A 16758-nucleotide genomic window follows, 5' to 3' on the forward strand; every position below is an offset into this window, starting at 1 on the left:
GCTCCTGGCCATGCAGGCCCCGGCCATCCAGCCGAAGCCGGCCTGGCAACCCTTCCTGCTGCCCGGGCTGGCCTTTGCCGGTGGCCTGGCCGTCGCGGCTGTCGCCGCGACGCTGCTGCGCGCGCCGCTGGCACCGGCCACGGCCGGAGAGGCCCCACCCAGCCTGGTCCAGATCGAGGCCGCCATCGCGCCGGCACTGGATGCCGCACGCCGTGCGGAGGAGCAGGCCAGCCGCGCCGAAGCGCAGGCCGTCCGGGCGGAGGCGGCGGCGCAGCGGCTGGAAGGAAGCCTGGCGCAGCGCGGCCCGCAGGGCGACCGCTTCCTGGCTGCCGCACTGCTCCTGCAATCCAGCGTCGCAACGGCCCGCCCCTGGCTGCGCGAATACCAGACCATGGCGGATCTCGCCCCCGCCGGTGCCCTGCCGCGCCCGGTAGCGGAGGTGCTGATGAGCCATGCCGCGCGGGGCCTGCCCTCGGAAGCCGAGTTGCGGGAGCGCTTCTCCGCGCTGATGCCCCAGCTCGTCGCCCGGGCGCCGCAGCCCGGCGGGTTCTTCGACCAGGGCCTCGGCCTGCTGCGCGGCGGCTTCGCGGCCATCGGCCTCACGGCCCCGCCGCCTCCTTCCGATCAGGAGGTGGCGATCGGCGCCGTCGCCCAGCAATTGCGGCGCGGCAACCTGGCCGGCGCCGTGGCGGATGCCAGCGCGCTGGATGCCAGCCTGCAGCCGCTGCTGGCGGGCTGGCTCGCGCAGGCCAGGGCGCGGATCGCAGTCGAACAGGCGGTGCAGGAAACGCTGCTGCGGGCACTGTCGAGCACCGCCACCACGGGCCGCCCCTCATGACCCCCCTCCCCCCCTCCACGAAGGAGAAGCCCTTGCGCCGGACCTTCCTGCCGCTGCTCGCGGCCCTTGTCGCGCTTGGCGGCGCCAGCGCCTCGGCGCAGACGGGGATGGCGCCAGCCGTCACCGCGCCAGGCGGCGCGGTGCAGACCACCTCGCCGATCGGCAGCCTGACGCTGCGCGACCGGCTCGTGATCGTCAGCTCCAGCTCCTCCGCCGGTGTGGCGCAGCTGCTGGCGCAGACCTTCACCGAACGCTTCGAAGGCACGCATCCCCCCCATGTCCGCGCCATCGGATCCAGCCAGGCGCTGGAACTGTTCTGCACCGGCGTCGGCATGCACACGCCCGACATTGCCATCACCACCCGCCGCATGCCGCGCGCGATGGTGGAGAACTGCAACGCCAACGGCGTTCGCGACATCATCGAGATGCAGGTCGGCATGGGCGCCGTGGTGCTGGTCGCGCGGCGAGGCGAGGTCCTGCCGAACATCAGTTCGCGCCAGGTCTGGTCCGCGCTGGCGGCGGAACAGCCGGTGGAGGGTGAGTTCGTCCCGAACCGTGCCACCACCTGGTCGGATATCGCCCCCGGCCTGCCACGCTCCCCGATCCGCATGATCGTACCCGCCGACAACAGCGGTACGCGCCTGCTGTTCGAGGATCTGGTGCTGGAAGCCGGGTGCCGCCACGTGCGCGACATCCGCCTGATCTTCGAAGCCAGCTACCGTCATTCCAAATGCGTGACGCTGCGCAACGATGGTGTCGTGACGGCGGTGCCGGCCGTGGATGTTCCCGCGCGGCTGCTGGCCGCGCCGCCCGGCACGCTGGCGGTGATGAGCTACGACCAGCTGGTCTCGAGCGGCGGCAACTTCCTGGCTGTCAAGCTGGACGGGGACCTGCCGACGCCGACGACCATCGCAAGTGGCAGCTACGAGCAGTCCCGCACCTACTACCTCTATGCCAAGCGCCAGCATGGCAGGAACTTCCAGGGTGTCGGCGTGGTGCGCGGCCTGCAGGAATTCCTCAACGAGGTCAGCAGCGAACAGGCTGGCGGCCCGGGCGGCTACCTCTCCTTTGCCGGGATCGTCCCGCTGCCGCCGGCCGACCGCGCTGCGCAGCGGCGGATCGCCGAACGCCAGACGCTCATGTCCCGCTGACGCAGAAGGATGCACGCCATGCACGCCCGATCCCCGCGCCCGAGCGCCTCCTTCCCCATGGCGGCCGCGCTGGCCGCGTTGCTGCTGCTGCCTGGCGCCGCGGGCGCGCAGACGGCGCCCGGCGCGGCCACCGTGCCGCGCACCGTGGTCACCGTGCCGCTGCAGGACCTGCCCTCCGGCGACACGCTGGGCGACCGGGCGGAGCGACTTTGGTCCAGCCTGATGGATGCCTTCGGCTTCGGCCTCAGCACCAGCAGCTTCATGCGCCGTCCGCCGACCGCCGCCCATGAGCAGGCGCGGGAGGACTTCACCTGGCTGATGGATGTCGCTGGCTACAAGCTGAAGGAAATCGAATCCGCCGTCAGCCTCTTCCCCAGCCTCAGCCTGACCTTTGGCCAGGCGCGGGAGTTGACGGAAGGCGACCGCGACTACCTGGAACGCATGCTGGAACGCCATGCCCGCGCGAATCCCGGGCCGCTGGCCGCGATCCAGCGCACCATCGTCCGCGGCATCATGGATGCCGGGGAGATCGGCGGCTTCACCGTGGACAAGGTGGAGGTGGACCTCTTCCCGCTGCCCAAGGTGAAGCTGGTGCTGACGCCGACCGATGCGCCGCTGGGGATCGAGGCCAGCCGCATCATGCGGGCCATCGAACGCCTGAACCAGCGCGTACAGACCGCGCTGCCGCGCACCCAGGGCCAGGGCTTCGACGCCCCCGCGCCCGGGCCGCGCGGGCCGGCGCTGCGCCCGGCGACGCTGGATTTTTGAAGCCCATGACCGGCGCGCCAGAAGGGTGCGCCTCTTCCAGAAGGGAAGGCCATTCCATCGATGTCGATGACCGACGCCGCGGGCCGCGCCCGCTTCACGGAACTGGTGAAGCTGCAGACCCAGGGCCGCCGCTTCCTGGACCGCGACCAGGAACGCAAGCTGCTGGAGGAAGGGCTTACGCGCTACGGCCTGACGCTGGATGAGGCGCAGGGCCTGCTGCGCGGCACGGCGCAGGAAGGCGACATCGCGATGGAGGCCGAACTCGGCGCCTCCTCCCGCCAGTTGCTGCGCACGCTGGCGGATCGGCGGAACCGCGTGGCCCGCGACGATTTCGGCCGCGCCGTCGCCTTCTACCGCGCCCGCGCCGGGGGCGAGCTGACGGAGACGGAAGCCCGCCGCCGCGTGAAGCGCCTGATGGAGGAGATGGACCTCCAGCCCCGGCCGAGCGGCCGGATCCTGCGGTCGCGCCGCTGGTATCGCGCGATCGATGCCTGACAACGCCTGTTCCAGGAGAATGACCATGCCGCGCCTGTTGCTGCTGCTCGCCTTCCTCGCCTTCGGCCTGCCTGCCGCGGCCCAGACCGTGGCGCCGCCGCCGCACGCTTCCACCCTCACGCTGCCGCAGGTGCAGCTGCCGCCCATGCCCGACATCTCCGCCGGCCATGCGGCGGCGCTCGGCACCGGGCTCTTCGCGGGCGCGCTGGCGGGATCCGCCCTGATCAATGGCGGGTTCATCGGCGCCGCCATCGGCGCGATCGCCGGTGTCACCATCGGCAACTGGGCCTGGAAGGAACACGGCCCGGAGGATTGAGGCCGGCGCGCCGCAACGGTGCGCCGACGACGGCCCGGCAGGATGCCGGGCCCCTGCTGACCGAGACACCGAGGAGGAGCCCGGTCTTGGACATCCTGCTGCCGCACAGCCTGGCGGCGCTGCCGGCCTGGGCCGGCATCATCATCACCATCGGCGTGCCGGTGGTGATCGCTCTCGTCTTCGGGCGCGCCATGTATGCGCTGTTCACGCCGCATGAATTCGCCACCAACGCCACCGTCGGCGCCGTGAAATACGGCTTCGTGGTGGAGATCTATGCGGTGGTCGCGGCGCTGGCGCTGGTCGGCGCCTGGGACACCTACCAGACATCGCGCGACACGCTGCAGAAGGAAGCCAGCGGCCTCTACATGCTGGCGCTCTCCGTCGACACCTTCAACGGGCCGGACTTCGCGGAGGCGCGGAACGAGATGCGCGCCGCGATCCGCGGCTATGCCGCCTCCGTCGTCTCCGATGACTGGCCCGCCATGCAGGCCGGCACGCCCAACCCGGCCTCCGACGCCGCCTTCCAGCGGCTGACGCGCGCCTTCCTCGACCTCGATGGCACATCCTCCGGCCAGCAGGCGCTGCAGCAGAAGATCGGCGACTGGATCGGCAGCGTGGCGGAAGCGCGCATCGGGCGGCTTTCCGTCACCAGCCGGTCGCTGGCCGGGCTGATCTGGATGCTGGTGATCACCGTCTCCGTCGCCGTCATCGCCTTCCAGTGGTTCTTCAACGGCGGCAGCGCGACGATGCACTACGCGATGGGCAGCGTCATTGCGCTGATCGTGGGCTCCGTCCTCCTCGTCGCGCTCAAGCTCGCCTTTCCCTATGTCGGCGATCCGGCGCTGCTGACGCCGCGGCCCTTCCTGGCGCTGATGGAGGTCTCGTGATGCGCGCCGCTTCAGTGCGCAACCCGTGGCGCATGGCGCTAGTGGGCTGCCCGTGGCGCATAGCGCCAACGCTGGAAGCCCAGCAGCAGCAGCGCGAAGACCCAGAAGTTCAGCCGGGCGGCGAGCCAGGCCGCGAGATGGGCGGCGTAGTGCAGCAACAGCGCGACGCAGGCGGCCAGCAGCAGGAAGGCGACCAGCGCGCGCAGCCGCGCCATGCCGCGCCACAGCCGCATCGCCACGGCAGCGCCTGCGAGCAGCCCGGCCAGCGTCAGCAGCCCCGCGAAGCCGGCGGGGCCATCGATGCTGCGAAGCGCGACCAGGGCGGCGCCCAGCGTCTCCCGCCCCGGCAGCAGGCTGGCGGCAAGGAAGGCGCCGAGGCCCTGCGTCCAGCGCCCATCGCCATCGAAGACCTGCGCCAGCCGGAAGGCCTCCCCATGCGGCAGGGCCAGCAGGATCGCGAGGCCGAGGGCGAGCCCGGTGCCGAGGGCCGCGACATGCAGCAGCGGCACCGCTTCCGCGTCATGCGGCGCGGCGAGGGCGAAGGCGCCGCTGGCGCCACGCAGCAGCAGAAGGGCGATCAGGATGGCCGCCACCGCTTCCATCCCGCCCCAGGCCAGGGCCGCCATGCCGGCGTAGTCCATGGTGCCACTCCTCAGCTGCGCCCCTTGGCGTCCCGCATCATGGGGCAGCATCGCTTTCCCAGCCGTTACGGCGCCCTGTTGCTGCTGGCCCTGGCGGCGATGCCGGCCCGGGCCGAGATGCTCGCGGTCGCCACGCCGGACGGCAGTTGCACGCTGCACGCGGCGCCGGACGGCACGGCGCAACAACTGGCAGACAGGCTTGCGACGGAGGCCGAGGCCATCCGCGGCATGGGCGCGCGGCTGCTGGCCGATGCCGCCGCCATGCGCCTGGCCCCGGCCCGCGAACACGTCCCGCGCTTCGGTGACTGGGCCTATGGCTGGGTGCAGAGCTACGTCACCTCCTACCGCGTCCTCGCCCGAGGCGCGGTGGGCCTCGCGGATGCCCTGGCCGGTCGGGGCGAGATCCCCGACGCCGCGGCGATCGCGGAGGAGATGGCCGCGCCCATCCGCCTGGAATTCCGCAACCGCGTCCTGGCCCCGGCGCTGGAGAATGGCGGCTTCGCGGCAGACCTCTCCCATGTCGGTGCCGTGGTCGATGCCGAATGGGCCGCCGTGCTGGCGCGCGCCATCCGGGCCTTGCGGGCGCTGCCCCCGGCACCGGGCCCGGCCAGCATCCTCATCGACCTGCCCGCGGTCGCGCAGCCCCTGGCACCGGCCCTGCTGGCGGCGACGCCGGATGACCCGATGGCAGTGATTGCGGAGGAAGGGTCGGATTCCAGCATGGTGTTCATGCGCTCCCTCCGCCCCATGGCCGCACGGCTGGGCGCCGTGGTGGTGCGCGTCAGCGAGGCTGGATCCCTGGTCGCGACCGGCGGCGCCTTCGGCTACGCCCTCGCGGGCCTGCCCGGCACGGTGGTGGGGCTCGCCGGCGGCATCGGTGCCTCCTGGGGCATCGACTGGCTGTTCAACAAGCTGGATGCCACGCTGAACCGTGCGGCCTTCGAGGCGCAGGCCCTGGACGCCATCGGCAATGCCGAACGCCGCCTGGCGGCGGAGGCCGACAAGGCCGTCGCCGCCGCCCTGCAGGCGCGGCTGGACGCGCTGGCTCGCCGGGCGACCTGCCCATGATGCCCCTGCCCGCGCCACCGGCGGAGGAAGCGACCACGCCGATCGATGACCCGCCGCAGCCCCTGCCGCCACGCCAGGGCCGGGCCGCGCTGCTGCTGTCCGGCAGCGCCGTCATCCTGGCCGCGGCGGCGCTGTTCGTAGCGCTCGATCGACCCCTGCCACCCATGGTCTCCCCGGCCGCCGCGGTGATGCCCGCACCCTTGCCGGCCGATGCACCCCTGCCCCTGATCGGGATCGAATTGCTGCTGCCCCATTTGCCGCGCAGCGCCCCCTTCCCGCGCGCCCTGGCGCTGGCGCTGGCCTTCGCGGCTGGCGATCCGGAGGCGAGCGCGCTGCTGGCGCCGCTGCAGGCCGTGGCACCGCAGGGCGCGCCCCTGGTGCGGCACCTGGCCGACACCTTCGGCGATGCCGCGGAAGCCGCGGTGCTGGCGGAGATGGGGCTCGCGCCCGATGCCGGCTGGCTGGCCCGCCGCGCCGCCGCCACCATGCGCTTCGGCGCCAGCCTCGGCAGCGCCGGCACACCCACCCTCGCCGCCGTCCAGGCCGCCTCCGCAGCCCTGGCCGGCGGCGACCTGACGGCCGCGGAGCGCGCGCTGGAAGGCCTGCCACCCGCCCCCACCGCCGCGCTCCGCCCGTGGCGGGAGGGGCTGCAACGGCGCCTCGCCGCGGATGAGGCCGCGCGAAACCTGGCCGCGCTCGCGCTGCAACGGGTGGCGATGCAATGAGCGCGGCGCCCTTCAACTGGCGCGGCGTCGTGGCGCGGGCGCTGTTCAGCCTGTTCATCGTCTTCGCGGTCTACAACCCATCCGGCACCTCCTACCTGCATTGGGTACTCGGCGGCTTCGACTGGTTCTGGGCCAAGCTCGCCGTGGGCGCCGTGCTGACCACCATCCTGCTGCTGCTGTGGAAGACGACGATGGGCGTGCTCGGGCGGCTCGGCGTCGCGCTCGTCATGATGTTCTCGATCGGCGCCAGCATCACCCTGGCGCAACTCACCGGCCAGACGCTGTTCGATGGAGCGACGCTGCTCATCTGGGCGCTGGTCAGCATCGCCGCGGTGTTCACCGCCGGCCTTTCCTACTCCCACCTCGATCATCGCCTGACCGGCATCACCCATACGGAGGAGGTCAAGAAGTGACCGCTGCATCCCCCGACACGTCCAAGGCGGACGCCTTCGTCCTCAGCTGCATCGACCCGCGGCTGGTGGATGACGTGACGCAGCTGCTGGCCACCATGGGCCGCGCCAACCGCTACAGCGAGATGCGGATCGCCGGCGCGGCGCTCGCCGCGGTGGACCAGAACCGCCCGGGCTGGAACACCGCGGTATGGGAGAACCTGGCGGCGTCCCGCCAGCTGCATGGCGTGCGGCGGGTGATCATCATCAACCATCGCGACTGCGGCGCGATGAACCTCTGGGCCGGCCGCAACCTGGCCGCGGACCCGGCGGATGAGCAGCGCCAGCACCAGGCGGTGATGGACCGCGCGGCGGCGGAAGTGCTGCGCCGGCACCCCGACATGGCGGTGGAATTGCACCTGATGGCGCTGGACGGCAGCACCCAGCGCCTGCCCTGCGCGGCCTGCGCCACCTCAGCTTCGGGCCTGCGCGCGGAAGGCGTAGCGCCCCCCGCCGCGCCACCTGCCGGCGCCCCGGCCTTCGCGGAGCTGGTTCGGCTGCGGCTCTCCGCCGGGCTTGCGGATGCGGAGGCCGAGCGCAGCCTGCTGGCCGAGGGTGTCACGCGCTATGGCCTGACCGCCGCGGAGGCCCGCGCCACCCTGGCGGCTGAGGCCACGCGCCACGGCGCGACGCCGAGCACCGCTGCACGCCAAGTCCTCGTTTTCCTGCGCGCCCAGGCGGATGCGCGTGGCCGCGTCTCCCGCCGCGATGTCGGTCACGCGGCCGCGCTGTATCACGGACTGGCAGGCAGCCAGGGGAGCCGCGCAGAGGCGGAAAAGGCGGTCGCGAGGCTGATGGCGGCGGAAGGCCTGGCGCCTCGGCCCGATGGCATGCTGCGCACGACCACCTGGTACCGCCGCATGGCGGAGGCGTAGGCCTACACCGCCCCGGCCGCGCGCGCCGCCTGGGTGATGCGCGCGGCCATGGCCTGCAGCGGGCGGTTGTCGGCCAGGCTGAACATGAAGGCGTTCTCCGCGAAGGCGTCGCGGAGGTAGTGGCCCGTCGGCGCCGGCGCGCCCGCATAGGTCAGCCGCAGGAACTGCACCAGCAGCAGCGACCGCACGAGGTGCACGCCGACCAGGCTACGCAGCAGGATCGTCGTCTCCATCTCCCGCTCCAGATGCGACAGCAGGTTCACCGCCGTGAACCAGGGGCCATGCCGCAGGATGCGCAGCCGGTCCGCATGCAGCACCAGGTGGCCGCCCATGCCGTGCAGCGATGCCAGCACGGGATCCGGCTTCCAGCCCCTGCCCCGCGCCACAGCCTGCGCCATCGCCGATCCTCCTGATGCGCGCAGGAATCACCGGGCCCCGTCAATGCCGGGTTAAGCGCGCAGGGCGCAGGCTGCGGCCATGGAGCTGCTGACCCTTCTGCACGGCCTGCCGAGCGCGGCCGTCTATGCGGCCTTCATGGGCGCCGCGGCCATGGTGGCGGCCCTGGGCTGCGCCGCGCTGGCGCCGCTGGCGCGCATCCCGCAGACCAAGGAACACATCGACATCGCCATGCGCACCACCGGCGCGGTGATGGCGGCGCTGACGCTCATCCTCGCCTTCTGCGCCGTGCAGGCACGCGGCCAGGCGAACGACGCGCAGCGCCTGGTTGCGCTGGAGGTCGCGGCGATTGGTACGGTGGCGCGCATCGCGGACCGCGCCGGACCATCCGGCCATGCGCTGCGGCAGGAACTTGCCGCCTATGCGCGCAGCATCGCCGCGGACGAATTCCCGGCCATGGTCAGCAGCGGCCGGCACGCCACCACGCAGGGCTTGCTGGAACGGCTGGAGGCCGGCTTCTACCAGTTGGCCGCAACGGCGCCGGAAGTGCTGGCCACGGACATGCTGCAGGAATTCGACGACATGGACGGCGCGCGAGAGAGGCGGCTGGAGGGCGCGCGGATCGGCCTGCCGCAGGAATTCTGGATGCTGATCCTGGTGCTGTTCGGCCTGCTGGCGCTGACCGGCGCTCTCTATCCGCCGCGCCTGCACACGGTGGCGATGCTGGCGGTGCAGGCGGCTGGCGTCGGCGCACTGATCGCCTTCGTTTTCCTGATGGACCAGCCCTTCCGCAGCAGCGTCGGCGTTTCCGCCAGCCCCTACCAGACGCTGTCGCAGAGCCTGGCGCACCGCGCCGCCGCCATCCCCGGCAGCACGCGCCACGCCAGGCCCTGACGATCAGGGCAGCAGCGGCATCTCCAGCCGGCAGCCCGCCGCGCCCGTGCGCAGCGCGATGGCGATGGGCCGCGCCTCCGCCCCCGTGGCGCGGCGGGGATCGGTGCCGGTACCGGGGTTGATCGGATGCGCAGGGAAGCAGGCCCCGGCGATGGACAGGCGCAACGCCTCCCCGGGCTGCAGCGTGATGCAGAGCGGGCGCATCGCGAGGCGGAGTCCGGAGACGGCGCCGGCGTCGATCCGCGCATGGGCCTGGGACAGCGCCATGACGCGCCCTTCCCGCGTCACCAGCGACAGGGTCGCGTTGAGGTCGAAGGATTCCGCGTCCGTCTCCGCCGCCAGCACCACGGCGGGATCGCCGGCATAGGTGACGGGCGCGGCGACGGGCGCGCTGGTGAAGCAGGCGATGTCGAAGCGCGCATCGATCTCCGCCCGGTCGCGCCAGCCCTGCCCCGCGCCATGCGCGAGCCCGAAGGCCGGCACGGGCCGCCAGGGATCGTGCACGAAGCGCTCCCAGCCCTCGGCCGAGGGCGCATCGGCCACCAGCGCGCCGTCGTCGTTGCGCATGGCGGCAAGGCCGTTGCCGGCGCAGTGCAGCACCTGGCGCGGCCCCTCCGGCCAGGCCTCGAACAGCCGCCAGCCGCTTGTGCCGAGGTCGAAGAGCCGCACGGCAGGCTCCCGCATCCAGGGCGCGGGGTCGTGGCCCTTCAGCGCATGGTCGAAGAAGTCCACCTGCATCCCGTCGATGCCGCTCAGCGCCGCCGGGCCGAAATCCGTGCCCGCCCCCTGCGGCGCCCAGGCGAGATGCGTCCAGGGCCCGATGACGAGGTGCCCGCCGAGATGCCGGAACCCCGCCACCGTCCCCGCCAGGTGGTAGTCGAACCAGCCGCCGGTGAAGAAGGCCGGCACGGCGGGCCGGGCCTCGCCGATCAGCGCGGCCGATGACGCCTGCCGCACATAGGGATGCTCCGCCCCCGCTTCCCGCCACAGCGCGTAGTGGCTGTAGCCCGCATGCTTGCGCAGCACGCTGGGGTCCGCCGGCACGGGGCCATCGAAGCGCATCCCGCCATTGGCCGCCGCCGCCAGCTCCGCGAAGGCTTCCGGATCATCCGCCCGCTTCGCCATCAGCGCCGCCATCTGCGCGGCCCAATAGGCGCTGCCGCCCAGCGTGAAGGCGCCACCCGGCGCGATGCGCTCCTTGTAGAAATCCCAGAGCGCCATGGCGGGCGCGATCGCCTTAAGCGCCGGCGGGGATTGCGAGAGCGCCAGCGTCTGTGCCGCCCCCTGGTAGGAGAAGCCATACATCCCGACCACGCCGGAGGAGCCCGGCAGCCCCGCCGCCCAGGCGATGCTCTCCGCGCCATCCTCGACCTCCGCCGAATAGGGCAGGAACCTGCCCTCCGACGTCCCGGCGCCGCGCACATCCTGGATGACAGTGATGAAGCCCCGCGCCGCATACCAGGCGGGATGCGCGTACACGACCGTCGAGGCGATGCCGCGCCCATAGGGTTGGCGCATCAGCAGCACCGGATGCGGCCCGGGCGAGGCCGGACGCCACACCGCGGCATCCAGCCGCGTGCCGTCCGCGAGGCGCATCGAGACCGTGTCGTCGGGCCGCATCACAGCGCCTTCCGCAGCGACCAGCCGCTGGTGGGCAGATCAACGCCCGCGCGGGAATCCTCCGGCGCATCGAAGACCAGCTTGCCGGGGTTGAGCAGGTTCTTCGGGTCCATCACGCGCTTGAACACGGCGTCCCGCGCATCGAACTGCTTGATGCCGACCTTCTTGACGGAGGAGCTGTGCGAATTGGCCACGCTCACGCCCTCCGCCTGCATCGCCTGCACCAGCGCCGCCATCTGCGCCTCGCTCTCATACAGCACCGCCGGCGTGCCCATGGCGAGCAGCTTGCCGCCGGTGCGTTCGAGCTCCAGCCGCATCGGTGCCTCCGGATAGCGCGCATGCACGCGACCGATGGAGCCGACCAAATCCTCGGTCGGGAAGAGGCCCATGACGCCGGTGAAGCGCGGGTCGCTCTTCTGGATGTGGATGTTGGAATGGCCCCAGGAGAATTCATAGAGCGGCGCCCCATAGGGCCCCTCGCCCTCCGCGCTGTCGCTGGCCACGATGCCGCCATGCTCCGCCACCAATTGACGAAAGGCGTCCATGAAGGGCGCGGCGATGAGACAGGAGACCATGGAGTGGCCATCCGGCACGATCGTGCCCATGGGCTTAATCAGGCGCGGGATGGGCCAGCCCTGGATGCTGACCAGCTTGCGGATGATCGCATCCTCCTGCGCCAGTTGCACGCCGAAGCGCACGGCCTGCATGAAGTCCGGGAAGGCGGCCAGGCATTCGCGCCATTCCCAGGCGGGCGCGAGCGGCATCTCGCATTCCAGGATCACGGCATTGGCGCCATAGGCGTGGTGCACCAGGGCGATGTCGGCGCCGCGCAGCTCCACCACGCGCGGCTCCTCCTCCATGCTCATCACCTCCAGCGCCAGGATGTTGCCCTTGTCGGCCAGCATCCCCCAGACGCATGACCCGATGCCGGCATGGCCGCCGGAGATGAAGCCCGCGATGGTGGCGCTGCGCTTGGTGGAGGGGTGGATGCGAAGCTCCCAGCCCTGCGGCCGCGTCGCGGCATCGACATCGATGCACATGGTCCCCGCCTTCACCCGCACCACGCCGGGCTTCTGCCAGACCACGCCGGCGAAGCCCGTCATGTCCAGCAGCACGCCGCCTTCCAGCGGCACGGATTGCCCGAAATTCGCCGTGCCCCCGCCCCGCGGCGTGACCGGCAGGCCGAGCCGGCAGGCGGCGGAGAGCACGCGGGCGATCTCCTCCCGCGTCCGCGGCGTCACGATCACCTCCGCGAACTTGTCCTTCAGCGCCTTGCGCAGCATGGGGGAGACGGCGAAGCGGTCCCGGCTGCGGAGCCTGACGGCGGCGGGATCGGTGATGCAGGGGACATCCCCGATGGCGGCGGCGAAGGCGGCGATGCGGTCCATGCGAACTCCGATGGCGAGGCGTCCTGCCCCCGGGGCAGCAAGACCCGTGCCCGTCGCGCCATCGCGGTCGCGCGGCCCAGGCGGGCGCCATGCTGCCCATGCCATGGGCGGGTTGCATGCAAGCTGCACAGCGGGACGCCAGCCGGGCTCGCCCCGCCAGGGCGGATGGCAGGCGCGCCGCGGCATGGCGATTGCAACCCTCCATCCCTGATCGGCAGGGGAATGCACCCATGGGTCTTCGCAACTGGATCACGCGGCTGGGGGCGGCCGCGCTGGCCCTGACAGGCGCCAGCGCCGCGGCGCAGGAACGCATCACCTTCGTGACCTCCTGGCGCGCCCAGGCGGAACAGGGCGGCTACTACCAGGCGCAGGAGAAGGGCTTCTACCGCGAATGCGGGCTGAACCTCGTCATCCGCCAGGGCGGCCCCTCGATCGACCCCGTTCAGCTGCTGGTCGGCGGCGCGGTGGAAATCGGCCTTTCCTCCGTCAGCGACGCCACCTTCCACATGCACCAGGCGGGCTTCCCCGCCCGCGCCGTCATGGCCGCCTTCCAGCGCACGCCGCAGATCCTGATGGCGCATCCCGATAGCGGGATCGAGCGCTTCGAGGATATGCGCGGCAAGCCCATCATGATCGCGGGCAGCGCGCGCAACGCCTATTGGCCCTTCCTCCGCAGCCGCTACGGCTTCACCGACAGCCAGATCCGCAACTACACCGGCCAGATGGCGGCCTTCCTCGCGGACCGCAACGCCATCCAGCAGGGCCTCATCACCAACGAGCCGAATCTCGCCACCCAGGCGCTCGGCCGCCCGCCCAAGGTCTTCATGATCGCCGACAGCGGCTATGGCACCTACGGCTCCGTCGTCGTCGTCGGCCAGGCGCTGATCGACCGGCGGCCGGAGCTCGTGCAGTGCTTCGTCCAGGCCTCCGTCCGCGGCTGGACCGACTACCTCGCCGATCCGACCGCCGGCTTCGCCGCAGTGGCACGGGAGAATCCCCAGAACACGCCGGAGATCATGCGCAACGCCTTCGACAGCCTGCGCCGCGCCAACATCGTGGAGACGGAGGAGACGCGCATCCACGGCGTCGGCACCATGAGCGATGCGCGCTGGCAATCCCATTACGAGGCACTCGCCCGCGAAGGCATCGTCCAGCCCGGCTTCGACTGGCGCCGCGCCTATACGCTGCGCTTCCTGAACCGCGCCACGGGCAGCTGAGCCATGTCCGCCACCAGCGCCGATGACGCGCCCGTCCGCCCCGGCACCGCCGCCGCGGATTGGCTGCTGCCGGCGCTGGGCGGCGCGATCTTCCTGGGCGGCTGGGAAACGCTGGTGCGCCTGCTGGGCGTGCCGAAGTTCATCCTGCCCGCGCCATCCCTGATCTTCGAGACACTGGTGAAGGACCGGGCGAGCCTGCTGGAGGCGCTGGGCTTCACCGCCACCATCACCCTCTCCGCCTTCGTGCTCGCCATGCTGTCGGGCATCGCGCTCGGCGTCGCGCTGACGCAGAACCGCATGGTGGAGCGCACCTTCTGGCCCTATGCCGTGATGATGCAGGTGACGCCGGTCATCGCCATCGCGCCGATCATCGTCATCTGGGTGGGGCTGGATCGCGTCTGGCTGGCGCTGCTGATCCTGGCCTGGCTGGTCGCCTTCTTCCCCATCCTGTCGAACACCGCGGCGGGGATGAAGTCCGTCGATCACGGCTTGAGCAACGTCTTCGACCTCTGCGGCGCCTCCCGCTGGAAGCGCTTCCGCTACCTGCAGCTGCCGGGCGCGCTGCCCTACATCCTGGCCGGCGCGCGCATCTCCTCCGGCCTCTCGGTCATCGGCGCCGTCGTCGCGGAATTCGTGGCGGGCAGTGGCTCCGCCACCGGCCTCGCCTGGGTGATCGTGGAAAGCGGGTCGCTGCTCAACGTGCCGCGCATGTTCGCGGCGCTCTTCCTGCTCTCCGCCTTCGGCATCACCATCTGGCTGGTCATGTCCGCCGTGCAGCGCGCCCTGCTGCGCCGCTGGCACGAAAGCGAATTGGCGCGGGAGAATTGAGCGGCATGGACATGCACCATCCCGCCGAGCCCCTGCTTCGCCTGCGTGGCGTGGACAAGGTCTATGCCAGCGGCACCGTCGCGCTGCGGGGCCTCGACCTGGATATCGGGGAACGGCAGTTCATCTCGCTCCTCGGCCCCTCGGGCTGCGGGAAATCGACGGCGCTGCGCCTGATCGCCGGCCTCGGCAGGCACAGCGGCGGCAGCATCGACTGGCCCGGCCGCGGCTTCGTGCCGGGTGACCTCGGCTTTGTCTTCCAGGAACCCACGCTGATGCCCTGGGCCAGCGTCTGGGACAATGTCTTCCTGCCCCTGCGGCTCCGCGACCGCCCGCGCGCGCAGGTGGCGGCGGAGGTCGATGCGGCGCTCGACCTCGTCGGCCTCTCGGGCTTCGCCAAGGCCTTCCCGCGGGAGCTGTCGGGCGGCATGCGCATGCGCGTCTCCATCGCCCGCGCGCTGGTGATGAAGCCGCGTCTGCTGCTGATGGACGAGCCCTTCGCGGCCCTCGATGAGATCACGCGCCAGAAGCTCTGCGACGATCTGCTCGGCATCTGGCGCAAGGCGGGCTGCACCGTCGTCTTCGTCACGCACAGCGTCTATGAAAGCGTCTATCTCTCCGCCCGCATCGTGGTCATGGCCGCGCGCCCCGGCCGCATCATCGGGGAGATGGCGGTGGAGGAACCCTATCCCCGCGACCGAAGCTTCCGCCTCTCCCCCGCCTATGCGGAATACTGCCGCCAGGTCTCCGGCCTGCTGGACCAGGCGATGGGCGGCTAGGCGGCCGGCCGCTTCGTCGCCCAGCCCTTCGTCGCCAAGGTCGTCACCGCCGCGCTCTCCTTCTCCTCCAGCCCCAGCTTGCCGGGGTTCAGCAGGCCATGCGGGTCCATGGCGCGCTTGAAGGCGGCGTCGCGCTCATCGATCGCCTTGATGCCGACGGCGCGCACGCCCGTGGTGTGGCTGTTGGCGACATTCATGCCCAGCGCCTGCATCTGGTCCACGAGCCCCGCCAGCTGCGCCTCGCTTTCGAACACCACATAGGGCGATCCCATGCCGACCAGCTGGCCCTGGCTGTAGAAGATCTCGAAGCGCAGCGGCCCCACGCCGCGCATGGCGTCGTGCAGCCGCGCGACGGAGGCCTCCAACTCCTGCGGCGGAAACATGCCCTGCAGCACGGTGGTGCGCGGCTGGTGCTTCTGGATCTGGCGCAGCGCATGGCCGAAGGCGAATTCATAGAGCGGCGCGCCATAGCGCCCCCGCCCCTCCGCCACGCAGGTCACGACCCGCCCGCCATGCATCGCGACCAGCGCGCGGAATTCCGCGAGGTGCCGCCCCGCCACCATGACCATGGCCATGGAATGCCCCTCCGGCACGATGTCGCCGAGGTTCTTCATCAGCCGCGGCACCGGCCATTCCTGCACGGAGGCCAGCTTGCGCGCGATGTCAGGATGGGCCGCGAAGGCGATGCCGAAGCGGGCGGCGTCCATGAAGTCAGGGAAGGCGACCACCGCTTCCTTCCACGCCTCCGCCGGTGCCAGCGGCAGTTCCAGCTCCGTCATCACGCCATTGGTGCCATAGGCATGCTGCACCAGCAGCGTGTCCACGCCGCGCAATTCCTCCAGCCGAGGCTCGGCCTCTACGCTCATCACCTGGATGGCGGTGATGTTGCCGGGGTCGCGCAGCATGCCCCAGCGGCAGGATCCCATGCCGCCGCTGCCGCCACCGATGAAGCCGCCGATTGTCGAATCCGACCGCGTCGAGGGGTGGATGCGCAGCTCCTTGCCATGGGCGCGCAGCACCTCGTCGATCTCGCCCATCAGCGTGCCGCTGCGTACACGGACATTCGTGTCGCTGACGGCGACGACGCCCGTATAGCCCGTCATGTCCAGCATCGCGCCGCCCGCCAGCGGCACGGATTGCCCGTAGTTGGCGGTGCCGCCGCCGCGCGGCGTCAGCGGTATGCGATGCCGCACGGCCCAGCGCATCACGGCGCGCAATTCGTGATTGTCCCGCGGGCTGACCACCGCCTCGGCCTCCCGCCCCCGCAGCGCCTTCCGCAGCAGCGGGCTGATCGCATACATGTCCCGGCTCTTCGCGCGCACCACGGCGGGATCGGCGGAATGGGGGACATCCGCGATCTCCTGCAGCAGCGCGGCAATGTCGGGCATGGCGAGGCTCCGTCCTGGAAACACACGCGATGCTTGCA

At 71.6% G+C, this 16758-nt stretch carries 19 protein-coding genes; 14 read left to right on the forward strand and 5 right to left on the reverse strand.

Features of this window, described 5'->3' with window-relative positions:
• The first annotated feature begins 10 nt into the window (after positions 1-10).
• From G3576_RS12140 to G3576_RS12165, 6 genes are all read left to right on the forward strand, one after another.
• Positions 11-838: a hypothetical protein gene (locus tag G3576_RS12140; RefSeq protein WP_164694665.1), complete on the forward strand. Its 828-nt coding sequence runs from the start codon at positions 11-13 to the stop codon at positions 836-838.
• A 32-nt stretch (positions 839-870) separates the two neighbouring features.
• Entirely contained in the window at positions 871-1989 is a 1119-nt protein-coding gene (locus G3576_RS12145) for a PstS family phosphate ABC transporter substrate-binding protein (RefSeq protein ID WP_164694666.1), read from the forward strand.
• An 18-nt stretch (positions 1990-2007) separates the two neighbouring features.
• On the forward strand, positions 2008-2757 hold the full coding sequence (locus tag G3576_RS12150; protein ID WP_164694667.1) for a hypothetical protein: 750 nt from the start codon (positions 2008-2010) through the stop codon (positions 2755-2757).
• Between the two features lie 60 nt (positions 2758-2817).
• Positions 2818-3252 carry a hypothetical protein gene (locus G3576_RS12155; RefSeq protein WP_164694668.1) on the forward strand — a complete coding sequence of 145 codons (435 nt, stop codon included), beginning with the start codon at positions 2818-2820 and terminating at the stop codon, positions 3250-3252.
• A 25-nt stretch (positions 3253-3277) separates the two neighbouring features.
• Positions 3278-3568: a hypothetical protein gene (locus G3576_RS12160; protein ID WP_164694521.1), complete on the forward strand. Its 291-nt coding sequence runs from the start codon at positions 3278-3280 to the stop codon at positions 3566-3568.
• Positions 3569-3654: 86 nt separating this feature from the next.
• Entirely contained in the window at positions 3655-4455 is an 801-nt protein-coding gene (locus tag G3576_RS12165; protein WP_164694669.1) for a bestrophin-like domain, read from the forward strand.
• Between the two features lie 38 nt (positions 4456-4493).
• Here the strand turns inward: G3576_RS12165 and G3576_RS12170 are convergent, their stop codons facing one another.
• Positions 4494-5096, reverse strand: a complete 603-nt coding sequence (locus tag G3576_RS12170) for a hypothetical protein (RefSeq protein ID WP_164694670.1) — start codon at positions 5094-5096, stop codon at positions 4494-4496.
• Between the two features lie 39 nt (positions 5097-5135).
• Between G3576_RS12170 and G3576_RS12175 the strand changes: the two genes are divergently transcribed.
• The 4 genes from G3576_RS12175 to G3576_RS12190 are packed head-to-tail and all read left to right on the forward strand — an operon-like array spanning position 5136 to position 8213.
• Positions 5136-6164, forward strand: a complete 1029-nt coding sequence (locus tag G3576_RS12175) for a hypothetical protein (RefSeq protein ID WP_164694671.1) — start codon at positions 5136-5138, stop codon at positions 6162-6164.
• A complete protein-coding gene (locus G3576_RS12180; protein WP_164694672.1) occupies positions 6161-6889 on the forward strand; it encodes a hypothetical protein in 729 nt (242 codons plus the stop codon). The genes G3576_RS12175 and G3576_RS12180 overlap by 4 nt, the downstream gene beginning before the upstream one ends.
• Complete coding sequence (locus G3576_RS12185; protein ID WP_164694673.1) at positions 6886-7302, forward strand: DUF6524 family protein; 417 nt, start codon at positions 6886-6888, stop codon at positions 7300-7302. The genes G3576_RS12180 and G3576_RS12185 overlap by 4 nt, the downstream gene beginning before the upstream one ends.
• Entirely contained in the window at positions 7299-8213 is a 915-nt protein-coding gene (locus G3576_RS12190; RefSeq protein WP_164694674.1) for a carbonic anhydrase, read from the forward strand. The genes G3576_RS12185 and G3576_RS12190 overlap by 4 nt, the downstream gene beginning before the upstream one ends.
• Before the next feature lie 2 nt (positions 8214-8215).
• Here G3576_RS12190 and G3576_RS12195 read toward each other — a convergent pair whose 3' ends face one another.
• Positions 8216-8611, reverse strand: a complete 396-nt coding sequence (locus tag G3576_RS12195; protein ID WP_164694675.1) for a hypothetical protein — start codon at positions 8609-8611, stop codon at positions 8216-8218.
• A 79-nt stretch (positions 8612-8690) separates the two neighbouring features.
• Between G3576_RS12195 and G3576_RS12200 the strand changes: the two genes are divergently transcribed.
• On the forward strand, positions 8691-9503 hold the full coding sequence (locus G3576_RS12200) for a bestrophin-like domain (RefSeq protein WP_164694676.1): 813 nt from the start codon (positions 8691-8693) through the stop codon (positions 9501-9503).
• A 3-nt stretch (positions 9504-9506) separates the two neighbouring features.
• Here the strand turns inward: G3576_RS12200 and G3576_RS12205 are convergent, their stop codons facing one another.
• On the reverse strand, positions 9507-11123 hold the full coding sequence (locus tag G3576_RS12205; protein WP_164694677.1) for a CocE/NonD family hydrolase: 1617 nt from the start codon (positions 11121-11123) through the stop codon (positions 9507-9509).
• Positions 11123-12511 (reverse strand): FAD-binding oxidoreductase, encoded by a 1389-nt coding sequence (locus G3576_RS12210; RefSeq protein ID WP_164694678.1) that lies wholly within the window; start codon positions 12509-12511, stop codon positions 11123-11125. Before G3576_RS12210 ends, G3576_RS12205 begins: the two co-directional genes overlap by 1 nt.
• Positions 12512-12741: 230 nt before the next feature.
• Between G3576_RS12210 and G3576_RS12215 the strand changes: the two genes are divergently transcribed.
• The 3 genes from G3576_RS12215 to G3576_RS12225 are packed head-to-tail and all read left to right on the forward strand — an operon-like array spanning position 12742 to position 15332.
• Entirely contained in the window at positions 12742-13728 is a 987-nt protein-coding gene (locus tag G3576_RS12215; RefSeq protein WP_164694679.1) for an ABC transporter substrate-binding protein, read from the forward strand.
• Between the two features lie 3 nt (positions 13729-13731).
• Positions 13732-14556 carry an ABC transporter permease gene (locus G3576_RS12220; protein ID WP_164694680.1) on the forward strand — a complete coding sequence of 275 codons (825 nt, stop codon included), beginning with the start codon at positions 13732-13734 and terminating at the stop codon, positions 14554-14556.
• A 5-nt stretch (positions 14557-14561) separates the two neighbouring features.
• Positions 14562-15332, forward strand: coding sequence for an ABC transporter ATP-binding protein (locus G3576_RS12225; protein ID WP_164694681.1), 771 nt, complete (start codon positions 14562-14564; stop codon positions 15330-15332).
• Here G3576_RS12225 and G3576_RS12230 read toward each other — a convergent pair.
• Positions 15329-16720, reverse strand: a complete 1392-nt coding sequence (locus G3576_RS12230) for an FAD-binding oxidoreductase (protein ID WP_164694682.1) — start codon at positions 16718-16720, stop codon at positions 15329-15331. The two genes, G3576_RS12225 and G3576_RS12230, sit on opposite strands and share 4 nt — an antisense overlap.
• Positions 16721-16758 lie beyond the last annotated feature (38 nt).

Origin of the sequence: Falsiroseomonas algicola, from assembly GCF_011040385.1 — a bacterium.
In the GTDB taxonomy this organism is placed as follows: domain Bacteria; phylum Pseudomonadota; class Alphaproteobacteria; order Acetobacterales; family Acetobacteraceae; genus Falsiroseomonas; species Falsiroseomonas algicola.